At 70.1% G+C, this 12,146-nt stretch carries 10 protein-coding genes and 2 tRNA genes; 10 read left to right on the top strand and 2 right to left on the bottom strand.

All coding sequences use genetic code 11. The features are described from left to right. Positions 1–103: 103 nt before the first annotated feature. From gnd to P3G67_RS17195, 9 genes are all read left to right on the top strand, one after another. Entirely contained in the window at positions 104–991 is an 888-nt protein-coding gene (gnd, locus tag P3G67_RS17235; RefSeq protein ID WP_269855390.1) for a phosphogluconate dehydrogenase (NAD(+)-dependent, decarboxylating), read from the top strand. Positions 992–1,043: 52 nt separating this feature from the next. Continuing rightward, positions 1,044–2,177 carry a DNA replication/repair protein RecF gene (gene recF, locus P3G67_RS17230; protein WP_276094262.1) on the top strand — a complete coding sequence of 378 codons (1,134 nt, stop codon included), beginning with the start codon at positions 1,044–1,046 and terminating at the stop codon, positions 2,175–2,177. Continuing rightward, complete coding sequence (locus tag P3G67_RS17225; RefSeq protein WP_276094261.1) at positions 2,174–2,695, top strand: DUF721 domain-containing protein; 522 nt, start codon at positions 2,174–2,176, stop codon at positions 2,693–2,695. Before recF ends, P3G67_RS17225 begins: the two co-directional genes overlap by 4 nt. 294 nt (positions 2,696–2,989) lie before the next feature. After that, positions 2,990–5,023 carry a DNA topoisomerase (ATP-hydrolyzing) subunit B gene (gene gyrB / locus P3G67_RS17220; RefSeq protein ID WP_269855387.1) on the top strand — a complete coding sequence of 678 codons (2,034 nt, stop codon included), beginning with the start codon at positions 2,990–2,992 and terminating at the stop codon, positions 5,021–5,023. 49 nt (positions 5,024–5,072) lie between these two features. Then, the gene (gyrA, locus tag P3G67_RS17215; RefSeq protein ID WP_269855386.1) at positions 5,073–7,691 is read left to right on the top strand and encodes a DNA gyrase subunit A; all 2,619 of its coding nucleotides are present in this window, start codon (positions 5,073–5,075) and stop codon (positions 7,689–7,691) included. Positions 7,692–7,694: 3 nt separating this feature from the next. Further along, entirely contained in the window at positions 7,695–8,333 is a 639-nt protein-coding gene (locus tag P3G67_RS17210; protein WP_276094260.1) for a DUF3566 domain-containing protein, read from the top strand. 61 nt (positions 8,334–8,394) lie between these two features. After that, positions 8,395–8,471 (top strand) — tRNA-Ile (locus tag P3G67_RS17205). Between the two features lie 156 nt (positions 8,472–8,627). After that, on the top strand, positions 8,628–8,768 hold the full coding sequence (locus P3G67_RS17200) for a DLW-39 family protein (protein WP_255926153.1): 141 nt from the start codon (positions 8,628–8,630) through the stop codon (positions 8,766–8,768). A gap of 126 nt (positions 8,769–8,894) precedes the next feature. Next, positions 8,895–10,139 carry a hypothetical protein gene (locus tag P3G67_RS17195; protein ID WP_276094259.1) on the top strand — a complete coding sequence of 415 codons (1,245 nt, stop codon included), beginning with the start codon at positions 8,895–8,897 and terminating at the stop codon, positions 10,137–10,139. A gap of 1 nt (position 10,140) precedes the next feature. On the opposite strand, the gene P3G67_RS17190 is transcribed toward P3G67_RS17195, so the two are convergent. Together P3G67_RS17190 and P3G67_RS17185 are read right to left on the bottom strand one after the other, a co-directional pair. Beyond that, the gene (locus P3G67_RS17190) at positions 10,141–11,292 is read right to left on the bottom strand and encodes a serine/threonine-protein kinase (protein ID WP_276094258.1); all 1,152 of its coding nucleotides are present in this window, start codon (positions 11,290–11,292) and stop codon (positions 10,141–10,143) included. Between the two features lie 30 nt (positions 11,293–11,322). Beyond that, positions 11,323–11,874 carry a helix-turn-helix domain-containing protein gene (locus P3G67_RS17185; RefSeq protein WP_269855382.1) on the bottom strand — a complete coding sequence of 184 codons (552 nt, stop codon included), beginning with the start codon at positions 11,872–11,874 and terminating at the stop codon, positions 11,323–11,325. 139 nt (positions 11,875–12,013) lie between these two features. Here P3G67_RS17185 and P3G67_RS17180 point away from each other — a divergent pair. Continuing rightward, a tRNA-Ala gene (locus tag P3G67_RS17180) sits at positions 12,014–12,086 on the top strand. The last annotated feature ends 60 nt before the right edge of the window (positions 12,087–12,146 follow it).

The raw sequence follows: 12,146 nt of genomic DNA, 5'->3' as shown, positions 1-12,146 counted from the left end.
CAACCCGGCCGCACCGCCGGAACCGCCCACCGCCCCGGGTCGGGTGCCCGGCCCGGGGCTAGGCTCGGGACTAGGTCAGGCACGTCTGAACGAAGGATCTGTGATGGAGCTCGGTCTCATCGGTCTCGGCAAGATGGGCGGAAACATGCGCGAGCGCATCCGCCGCGCCGGCCACACCGTCATCGGCTACGACCGCAACCCGGACCTCGCCGACGTCCCCAGCCTGAAGGCTCTGGTGGACAAGTTGCAGGGCCCTCGCGTCGTGTGGGTGATGGTCCCGGCCGGGGAGGCCACCCAGGCGACGATCGACGAGCTGGCTGGTCTGCTCTCCCCCGGCGACGTGATCGTCGACGGCGGCAACTCGCGCTGGACGGATGACGAGAAGCACGCGAAGGAACTGGCCGAGCGCGGCATCGGCTTCGTGGACTGCGGTGTCTCCGGCGGTGTGTGGGGCCTGGAGTACGGCTACGCGCTGATGTACGGCGGCGACCCGGAGAACGTCGCGAAGGTCCAGCCGATCTTCGACGCGCTCAAGCCGGAGGGCGAGCACGGCGCGGTGCACGCGGGCAAGGTCGGCGCGGGCCACTTCGCCAAGATGGTGCACAACGGCATCGAGTACGCCATGATGCAGGCCTACGCCGAGGGCTGGGAGCTGCTGGAGGCGGTGGAGTCGGTCACCGACGTCCGCGAGGTCTTCCGCTCCTGGCAGGAGGGCACGGTGATCCGCTCCTGGCTGCTCGACCTGGCCGTCAACGCGCTGGACTCGGACGAGCACCTGGAGAAGCTGCGCGGCTTCGCCCAGGACTCCGGCGAGGGCCGGTGGACCGTGGAGGCCGCCATCGACCACGCGGTGCCGCTGCCCGCGATCACCGCGTCGCTGTTCGCCCGCTTCTCCTCGCGCCAGGACGACTCCCCGCAGATGAAGATGATCGCCGCGCTGCGCAACCAGTTCGGCGGCCACGCGGTCGAGTCGGCCGACGCGGACAAGTAGCCACCAAGCAGGAAAAGGGGAGGTCGGCGCGGCCCCGCGCCACAGCAACGCGATGCACGTAGCGCACCTGTCGCTCGCCGACTTCCGCTCCTATGCCCGGGTCGAGGTCCCGCTCGACCCGGGCGTCACCGCGTTCGTGGGCCCCAACGGCCAGGGCAAGACCAATCTCGTTGAGGCGGTCGGCTACCTGGCCACCCTGGGCAGCCACCGGGTCGCCTCGGACGCCCCGCTGGTCCGGCTCGGCGCGGAGCGGGCCGTGGTCCGGGCCAGCGTCGTCCACGGCGACCGCCAGCAGCTGGTCGAGCTGGAGATCAACCCGGGCAGGGCCAACCGGGCCCGGATCAACCGCTCCTCGCAGGTCAGGCCGCGCGATGTGCTGGGCATCGTGCGCACCGTGCTGTTCGCCCCCGAGGACCTGGCCCTGGTCAAGGGCGACCCGGGCGAACGCCGCCGCTTCCTGGACGAGTTGATCACCGCCCGCGCGCCGCGGATGGCGGGCGTGCGGCAGGACTACGACCGGGTGCTCAGGCAGCGCAACACCCTGCTGAAGTCCGCCGCGCTGGCCCGGCGGCACGGCGGCCGCTCCATGGATATGTCAACGCTGGACGTGTGGGACCAGCACCTGGCGCGCTCCGGCGCCGAACTGCTCGCCCAGCGGCTGGACCTGATCGCCGCCCTGCTGCCGCTCGCCGACAAGGCGTACGAGCAACTGGCCCCCGGCGGTGGCCCGATCGGCTTCGAGTACCGCAACTCGGCGGGCGAAACGGAAGCCACCACCCGCGACGAGCTGTACGAGGCGCTGCTGGCCGCCCTCGCGGGGGTGCGCGGCCAGGAGATCGAGCGCGGCGTCACCCTCGTCGGACCGCACCGCGACGACCTGCTGCTGAACCTGGGGCGGCTGCCCGCGAAGGGCTACGCCAGCCATGGCGAGTCCTGGTCGTACGCGCTGGCGCTGCGGCTGGCCTCGTACGACCTGCTGCGCGCGGAGGGCGGGCCGGGCGGCGAGCCGGTGCTGGTCCTGGACGACGTCTTCGCCGAGCTGGACGCCAGACGCCGCGACAGGCTCGCGGAACTGGTCGCCCCCGGCGAGCAGGTGCTGGTCACCGCCGCGGTGGACGACGATGTGCCCGGTGTGCTGGCCGGCGCCCGCTTCACGGTGGCCGAGGGCACGGTGGAGCGGCGATGACCGAGCAGCCCCCGGAGCCTCAGCTGTCCGGTGTCGACCTGGCCCGCGTCGCGCTGCGCGCCGCAAAGGAGCAGGCGCGCGCCCGGGGCGCCGCCGCGCAGCAGAAGAAGCAGGCCAGGCGCGGCGGGCTGCGCAGCGGCGCCCGCGCGGACGGGCGCGATCCGCTGCCGCTGGGCGCCGCGATCAGCCGGCTGATCACCGAACGTGGCTGGGAGGCCCCGGCCGCGGTCGGCGGGGTGATGGGCCGCTGGCCGCAGATCGTCGGCGAGGATCTGGCCAGGCACTGCGAGCCGCAGCGCTACGACGAGGAGGAGAAGGTCCTCACCGTACGTTGCGACTCCACCGCGTGGGCGACCCAACTGCGGCTGCTGGCACCTCAGTTGGTGGCCAGGCTCAATGCGGACCTGGGCCACGGCACCGTAAAGTTGATCAAGGTCCTGGGACCGTCGGGCCCCGCCCGCTCTTACGGGCGGCTGCGCGCTCCAGGGAGCACCGGTCCCGGGGACACCTACGGGTGACGTGCGTCTCATCGGGCGCCCGGCGCGGAACCGGGGCTCGGCGCAGGTGCTCAAAGTAACCGCCCCGAAGCCCTGAGCGCCGTTGTGAGCGTCTCAGAGGCCAGGTCCGCGTATGGGGAGTCGGCGCAAGGCCTCTTCGGGCGGCACATGCGAACTCAGGTACCGCCAAACCCCCATCTATGTCACAGCTACCGGTAGACTGGGGGACAACCGCCCACCCCCAGCCTTCGGCAGGGGAACCCCAGCGGAACATGTCGAACGACGCAGCCGCTCCTGCACGCCCGGAGTCGGCTCGTGCTGTGCCAGAAAGGGCGCTTCGTGGCCGATTCCGGCAACCACAACGAGATCCATACATCCACAACGGGCACCGACGCGGCGCCGGGAGGCGCGTCGTACGACGCCAGCGCGATCACCGTCCTGGAAGGCCTCGACGCGGTCCGCAAGCGCCCCGGTATGTACATCGGCTCCACCGGCGAGCGTGGTCTGCATCACCTCGTCCAGGAGGTGGTCGACAACTCCGTCGACGAGGCGATGGCCGGGCATGCCGACACCATCGACGTGACGCTCCTGGCCGACGGCGGGGTCCGCGTGGTGGACAACGGCCGCGGTATCCCGGTGGACATCGTGCCGTCCGAGGGCAAGCCCGCCGTCGAGGTGGTGCTCACCGTGCTGCACGCGGGCGGCAAGTTCGGCGGTGGCGGGTACTCCGTCTCCGGCGGTCTGCACGGCGTCGGCGTCTCCGTGGTGAACGCGCTGTCCACCAAGGTCACCGTCGAGGTCAAGCGGGATGGCTACCGCTGGACCCAGGACTACAAGCTCGGCGTGCCCACCGCCCCGCTGCAGAAGAACGAGGCGACGGACGAGACCGGTACCTCGGTGACGTTCTGGGCGGACCCGGACATCTTCGAGACCACCGAGTACTCCTTCGAGACGCTGTCCCGGCGCTTCCAGGAGATGGCGTTCCTCAACAAGGGGCTGACCATCGCGCTCACGGACGAGCGCCCCGAGCACGTCGACGAGAGCGGCAACCCGCTGTCGGTGCGGTACCACTACGAGGGCGGCATCGTCGACTTCGTGAAGTACCTCAACTCCCGCAAGGGCGAGGTGGTCCACCCCTCGGTGATCAGCATCGAGGCCGAGGACAAGGAGCGGATGCTCTCCCTCGAGGTCGCGATGCAGTGGAACACCCAGTACACCGAGGGTGTCTACTCCTTCGCGAACACCATCCACACCCACGAGGGCGGTACCCACGAGGAGGGCTTCCGCGCAGCGCTGACCGGGCTCGTCAACCGCTACGCCCGGGACAAGAAGCTGCTGCGCGAGAAGGACGACAACCTCAGCGGTGAGGACATCCGCGAGGGTCTGACCGCGATCATCTCGGTCAAGCTGGGCGAGCCGCAGTTCGAGGGCCAGACCAAGACGAAGCTGGGCAACACCGAGGCCAAGACCTTCGTACAGAAGGTGGTGCACGAGCACCTCACCGACTGGCTGGACCGCAACCCCAGCGAGGCCGCGGACATCGTGCGCAAGTCGATCCAGGCCGCCACGGCCCGCGTCGCCGCCCGCAAGGCCCGTGACCTGACCCGGCGCAAGGGCCTGCTGGAGACCGCGTCCCTGCCCGGCAAGCTCAGCGACTGCCAGTCCAACGACCCGGCCAAGTGCGAGATCTTCATCGTCGAGGGTGACTCCGCGGGTGGCTCGGCCAAGTCCGGCCGCAACCCCGAGTACCAGGCGATCCTGCCGATCCGCGGCAAGATCCTCAACGTGGAGAAGGCCAGGATCGACAAGATCCTGCAGAACCAGGAGATCCAGGCGCTGATCTCGGCCTTCGGCACGGGTGTGCACGAGGACTTCGACATCTCCAAGCTCCGGTACCACAAGATCATCTTGATGGCGGACGCCGATGTCGACGGCCAGCACATCAACACCCTGCTGCTGACCTTCCTGTTCCGCTTCATGCGCCCGCTGGTCGAGGCCGGGCACGTGTACCTGTCGCGTCCGCCGCTCTACAAGATCAAGTGGGGCAAGGACGACTTCGAGTACGCCTACTCCGACCGCGAGCGCGACGCGTTGATCGAACTCGGGCGGCAGCGGGGCAAGCGCACCAAGGACGACTCCGTACAGCGCTTCAAGGGCCTCGGTGAGATGAACGCCGAGGAACTGCGGGTCACCACCATGGACGTGGACCACCGGGTGCTCGGCCAGGTCTCCCTGGACGACGCGGCCCAGGCGGACGACCTGTTCTCGGTGCTGATGGGCGAGGACGTCGAGGCACGGCGCTCGTTCATCCAGCGCAACGCCAAGGACGTCCGCTTCCTCGACATCTGAGTCGAGTCGGCCCCCGAACTGCCCGTAGCGCGAAAGGATTTGACCAGCAATGGCCGACGAGACCCCCATCACTCCTGAGGGCTCCCCGACTCCCGTCACGCCCGAGGGCGGACCCGCCGCCGTCGAGGGCGTCGGGCTCCGCGTCGAGCCCGTGGGGCTCGAGACGGAGATGCAGCGCAGCTACCTCGACTACGCGATGAGCGTGATCGTCAGCCGCGCGCTGCCCGATGTCCGCGACGGCCTCAAGCCGGTGCACCGCCGTGTGCTGTACGCGATGTACGACGGCGGCTACCGGCCGGAGAAGGGCTTCTACAAGTGCGCCCGTGTCGTCGGTGACGTCATGGGTACCTACCACCCGCACGGTGACGCCTCGATCTACGACGCGCTGGTCCGCCTCGCGCAGCCGTGGGCGATGCGGATGCCGCTGGTCGACTCCAACGGCAACTTCGGCTCGCCGGGCAACGACCCGGCGGCGGCCATGCGCTACACCGAGTGCAAGATGGCCCCGCTGTCGATGGAGATGGTCCGGGACATCGACGAGGACACCGTCGACTTCCAGGACAACTACGACGGGCGCAACCAGGAGCCGACGGTCCTGCCGTCCCGGTTCCCGAACCTGCTGATCAACGGCTCGGCCGGTATCGCGGTCGGAATGGCCACCAACATCCCGCCGCACAACCTGCGCGAGGTGGCCGACGGCGCCCAGTGGTACCTGGCCAACCCGAACGCCTCCAACGAGGAGTTGCTGGAAGCCCTCCTGGAGCGGATCAAGGGGCCGGACTTCCCGACCGGCGCCCTGGTCGTCGGCCGCCGCGGCATCGAGGAGGCGTACCGCACCGGGCGCGGCTCGATCACCATGCGCGCGGTGGTCGAGGTCGAGGAGATCCAGAACCGCCAGTGCCTGGTGGTCACCGAACTGCCGTACCAGGTCAACCCGGACAACCTGGCGCAGAAGATCGCCGACCTGGTGAAGGACGGCAAGATCGGCGGCATCGCCGACGTCCGCGACGAGACCTCCTCGCGCACCGGCCAGCGCCTGGTCATCGTGCTCAAGCGGGACGCGGTCGCCAAGGTCGTGCTCAACAACCTCTACAAGCACACCGATCTGCAGACCAACTTCGGCGCCAACATGCTGGCACTGGTCGACGGGGTGCCGCGCACCCTCTCGCTGGACGCGTTCATCCGGCACTGGGTGACGCACCAGATCGAGGTCATCGTCCGGCGCACCAAGTTCCGGCTGCGCAAGGCCGAGGAGCGCGCCCACATCCTGCGCGGTCTGCTCAAGGCGCTGGACGCCATCGACGAGGTCATCGCGCTGATCCGGCGCAGCGACACCGTCGAGGTGGCGCGTGAGGGCCTGATGGGCCTGCTGGAGATCGACGAGATCCAGGCCAACGCGATCCTGGAGATGCAGCTGCGCCGCCTGGCCGCCCTGGAGCGCCAGAAGATCGTCGCCGAGCACGACGACCTCCAGGCGAAGATCAACGAGTACAACGCGATCCTGGTCTCCCCCGAGCGGCAGCGCGGCATCATCAGCGAGGAACTCACCGCGCTGGTGGAGAAGTTCGGCGACGACCGGCGCAGCCAACTGGTGCCGTTCGACGGCGACATGTCCATCGAGGACCTGATCGCCGAGGAGGACATCGTCGTCACCATCACCCGTGGCGGCTACGTCAAGCGCACCAAGACCGAGCACTACCGCTCCCAGAAGCGCGGCGGCAAGGGCGTACGCGGTACGCAACTGAAGCAGGACGACATCGTCGACCACTTCTTCGTCACCACCACCCACCACTGGCTGCTGTTCTTCACCAACAAGGGCCGCGTCTACCGGGCCAAGGCGTACGAGCTGCCGGACGCCGGACGGGACGCCCGCGGCCAGCACGTGGCAAACCTGCTGGCGTTCCAGCCGGACGAGCACATCGCCCAGGTCATGGCCATCCGCAACTACGAGGCGGCGCCCTACCTGGTGCTGGCCACCAAGTCCGGCCTGGTGAAGAAGACCCCGCTGAAGGACTACGACTCCCCGCGCTCCGGCGGCGTCATCGCGATCAACCTGCGCGAGATGGAGGACGGCCGCGAGGACGAGCTGATCGGTGCCGAGCTGGTCTCCCCGGAGGACGACCTGCTGCTGGTGAGCCGTAAGGCGCAGTCCATCCGGTTCACCGCGACGGATGAGGCGCTGCGGCCGATGGGCCGGGCGACATCCGGTGTGAAGGGTATGAGTTTCCGCGAAGGCGACGAACTGCTCTCGATGAATGTGGTGCGGGCGGGTACGTTCGTCTTCACCGCCACCGACGGTGGCTACGCCAAGCGCACTCCGGTGGACGAGTACCGGGTCCAGGGCCGCGGCGGCCTCGGCATCAAGGCCGCCAAGATCGTGGAGGACCGGGGTTCGTTGGTCGGCGCGCTGGTGGTCGAGGAGGGCGACGAGATCCTCGCCATCACCCTCGGCGGCGGTGTGATCCGTACGCGGGTCAACGGGGTCAGGGAGACGGGCCGTGACACCATGGGCGTCCAACTGATCAACCTGGGCAAGCGGGACGCCGTGGTCGGCATCGCCCGCAACGCCGAGGCGGGCGAGGAAGTCGAAGAGATCGACGAGGCCGACGCCCAGGCAGCCGAGAGTGCCGTGGGCACACCGTCCGCGGCCGATGAGCCGGAGGAGTAAACCGTGAGTGGAGCCACGGGCGCTGCCGCGGGCGGCGCGGGGGCGGACGGACGGCCGGGAGCGGCCACCGAGGCCGCCCCGGTGGGTAGTGCCCGTGGCTCCGCCACCGAGGGCGGGGCGGCCCGGCGTACCGCCGCCGAGAGCGGCGCGAGCGTCCCCGCCCAGCCGCACCGCCCGCCGCAGGCCTACCAGCCGCCTCAGGGCGTCGCTGGGCTGCCGGTACAGGGCGGGGTGCGCAAGCCGCGCCCCGCCGCCGCCCGTACGGCGCCGCGTACCCGCAGCGCCCGGCTGCGGATCGCCAAGGCCGATCCGTGGTCGGTGATGAAGGTCAGCTTCCTGTTCTCCATCGCGCTCGGGGTGTGCACGATCGTCGCGGTCTCCGTGCTGTGGATGGTGCTGGACGCGCTGGGCGTCTTCTCCACGGTCGGCAACACCATCACCGAGGCGACCGGATCCGGCCAGCAGACCGGCTTCGACCTGCAGTCCTTCCTGTCGCTCTCCCATGTCGTGGAGTTCACCTCGGTCATCGCGGTGATCGACGTGGTGCTGCTGACCGCGCTGGCCACGCTGGGCTCGTTCCTCTACAACCTGACCTCGGGCTTCGTGGGCGGCGTCGAGCTGACCCTCGCCGAGGACGAGTGACCGTCGCTGGCTATCGATTTTGGGACAGCGCCACCTGTGCGCTAATCTTTCGGTGCAGCGCGGGGCTATAGCTCAGACGGTTAGAGCGCTTCCCTGATAAGGAAGAGGCCACAGGTTCAAGTCCTGTTAGCCCCACCAGCGCGAGGGGCCGGGTACTCGATCGAGTACCCGGCCCTTCTGCTTTCCGCTCGCGGGAGTTGACCGAGTCGAGCCTAGGTCACCGTTCTATATCGACCGGTGTGTATCATCGGGCGCATCGGAGGACTCCCAACGTAAGAAGGACGAGGTCGCGCGGTGAAGAAGTTTCTCCTGGTCGCACTGGCCGCCATCGGCGGGCTCCTCGTGTACCGCCAGATCCAGGCGGACCGCGCCGAGCAGGACCTGTGGACGGAGGCGACCGACTCCGTACCGGCAGGTTCCGGCACGAGCGCCTGAGCCCCGTATCCGCAGTCTCAGTCGGGCCCCGACCGCCTCGCGGTCGGGGCTTCGCCATTGGACTCGCTATTGAATTCGCATACGCACATCAATATCTTCGCGTAAGCAAAGATCGAGGGGTGGGGCGTGGCAAGGGACCGGAAAGGCATCCTGGCGGCGCTCGCGACGCTGGTGGCCCTTGCGCTGCCCGGCGCGAGCGCGGAGGCGGACACCGCCCCACAGGGCTGGGTGCCGCACGGTGAGCGGATATCCGGCACGGCCAGGAGCGATACCGCGCCCCGGCTGACGGCCGGACACACCTACCGCGACACCCTCGCCAAGGGCGGCACCAAGTACTACGTGGTACGGCTGGACGCCCGGTCCTCCGCCTATCTGTCCGTCTTCGCCGTTCCACCGCGCGGCAGCAGGGTCGGCTTCCTCGACGGCGTCAGCCTGAAGTTATCCGGCCGGGACGGCACCCCGTGCGACGCGTACGACGCGCGGTTCGGCGCGGACGGCGCCGTCGAACCGGTGGGCGGTGCCGTGGTGCGCACCGTCAAGCCCACCGGCAGCTGCCAGCAGGCGGGTGACTACCTGCTGTCGGTACAGCGGGTCAACGCGGCGGCGTCCAGCGCCGAGGACTGGCCGCTGGACATCCGCTATATGTCCGAACCCCCGGTCACCGCAGTGGGTTCCGGACCGGTGCAGAGCTATACGACGGCAACGCCCCCGGCCGTTGACGGCTCGCCCACGCCGGTCACCGGTGACCCCGACATGGACGGCGGCCCCGCCCGGCTGCCCGGTACCGGGGTCTACCAGGACCATCTGGCGCCCGGCGAGACGCACTTCTACCGGGTCCCGGTCGACTGGGGCCAACGGCTCACCGCCACCGCCGAGTTCGCCAACGCCGACACCACCGGCAGCGGCGGCTTCTCCACCAGCGGTGTGCGCCTGGTGCTGTACAACCCGGCGCGTGGCCTGGTGAGCGACGCGACCGCCCCGTACAGCGGCGCACAGGCGGCCGTCACCGCCCAGACGCCCACCGTGGACTATCTCAACCGCGAGTCCGCGGACGTACGGGTCAACTCGGCGCCGGTGTCCGGTTGGTACTACGTGCAGCTCAGCGTGCATCCCGACGTGGCGAAGTACACCACCGGCGGTGTGGACGTCACCCTGCGGCTCGCCGTCACCGGCACCCGGCAGCCCGGCCCGCGCTACGCCGGTGACGCCGGTGCAGCCGGATTCGGCGTCACCGCGGCCCCCTCATCCGCCGACGGCGGCGGCGCCACCCCGAACCGCATGCTGCTGGCCGTCGGCTACGGCGGCCTCGGCGCCGGGACCCTGCTGGTGGCCGGCCTCGCCGTGTGGGCGGTACGGTCCCGCAGACGGTGAGCTATGCCACGGTGAGCGCCCAGATGCCCACCGCGAAGCAGAGCACGGCCACCACCAGCACCGGCACCACCACCTTGGCCCGTGGCCCGGGCGCCTTGCGCGCCGCCGCCGGTCTGTCCGCCACCGGCACCGAGGTGTACCGCCTGGTCGCCCCGGCCAGCGGCGCGGTCGGCGAGGCGGGCACCGCGAGGCGCACCCCGGAGCCCGGCACGGGCGCCCCCAGGCCGCCGGTTCCGGTGTACGCCTCGGCGGTGCCCCCCGGTGCGGTGAGCCGGACCGGGCCGTCCGGGCCGAACCCCTCCGGCAGCGGGCCGAGTTGGTCGAAGACCTCGATGGGCTCCTCGTCGATGTCCGGTTCCGGCAGCAGCTCCATGGCCGCGGCCAGCGCCTTGCGCGCCCCGGTGGGCGTACGGAACCTGGCTTCCGGGTTGGGGTTCAGCAAGGTGGCGATGACCTGCCACAGCGGTTCCGGCACGCCCTGCGGGGCGTTCGGCACGCCGTACTCAAGGAACCGCTCGACCAGCGCCTGGGAGTCCGGTCTGCGGCCGGTGAGCAGGAAGAGGGCCACCAGGCCCACCGCGTACAGGTCAGCGGGGAAGTCCGGTTCCGCGCCCGCCAGTTGCTCGGGCGCGAAGTAACCCGGCGTCCCCACCACGTAGTTGGTGTCGGTCAGCCGGGGCTCGCCCTTGCGCATCGCGATGCCGAAGTCGGACAGCCGCACATGCGGGCGGCCCGTTCCGGTCGCCTCCAGCAGCACGTTGGCGGGCTTGATGTCCCGGTGCACCACGCCCTCCGCGTGCACCGCGGTCAGCCCGGCCAGCAACTGGTCGAGCAGCACGCACACATACCGCGGCGGCAGCGGCCCGTAGTCCCCGACCAGGTGTGCCAGCGAACCGCCGCGCACCAGGTCCATGGTGAACAGCACCTTCTCGTCGTCCGCCGCCCAGCTCGCCGGGGCCAGCACATGCGGATGGTCGATGCGCAGCGCCTGCTCCCGTACGAAGCGCAGCAGCGAGTGCGCGTCGCCCTGCAGGAGCACCTTGGCCGCCACGTATCTGCGCCGCCGCAGGTCCCAGGCGCGCCAGACCGCTCCCACTCCGCCGCGCCCGATCGGGTCGACCAGTTCGTAGCGGCCCGCGAAGACCTCACCCATGCCGCGCGCCCCTCAGACGTAGTGTTCGGTTCAGTCCTGATGCGCCTCGAAGTGCGCCACGGCGTCATCTGTGCGCCCGGCGCCGTACACACGGAGGAACTCTGCCAGTTGCGGATGGCTGTCGGCGAGGGCGCCTGCCGCGCTGAGCAGCTCGTCGGCGGAGCCCAGCGAACGCAGCAGCGACTGGATCTCGCGCACCACCCGGCGCGGCGACGGCACCGCCCGCCCGCCGGTGGACTGCGTGGCGCTGCCCAGCAGCGCGGACCCGGCCGCCTCCCGGATCTCCTCCATCCGCGCGGCCGCCTCCACGGCCGTCACCGCCCCCTCCGCCACCTGTGCGGACAGCTCCCGCAGCAGTTGCAGCCGCTGCACCACCGCCGGGTTACCGATCTTGGCCCGCTGTCCGCTCATCAACTGCGACAGCATCGGCGCGGACAGTCCGAGCACGGAGGCGAGCCGCGCCTGGTTCAGCCCGAGGTCCCCGATCAGCCGCCGGAACAGGTCCCCCAGCGGCTCCCCGTACCAGCTCCGCTGCTGCTCCCGCGCACGCACGGCGGCGTCCTGCGGCGACGAGGTGTCCATCCCAGCTCCTGTTTGCGGCTGCGAATACAGCGAAACCATCCTACGAACCCCGCCCCACCTCCGCTCCAGCCAAAACCGTGTACAAGATTCCCCCGAGTACCCGGTACCCTGGTCTGCGGCGTGGCTCACCCCATGCCGAGGGGCCTTAGCTCAGTTGGTAGAGCGCTGTCTTTGCATGGCAGATGTCAGGGGTTCGACTCCCCTAGGCTCCACACCTTCGGATGCCCTCTGACCAGCGGAGACGCTGGGCCGGGGGCATTTCCTGCGCACGG

The sequence above is a fragment of the Streptomyces silvisoli genome, from assembly GCF_029269905.1.
In the GTDB taxonomy this organism is placed as follows: Bacteria; Actinomycetota; Actinomycetes; order Streptomycetales; family Streptomycetaceae; genus Streptantibioticus_A; species Streptantibioticus_A silvisoli_A.
This window is presented reverse-complemented; position numbering and strand designations above follow the sequence as displayed.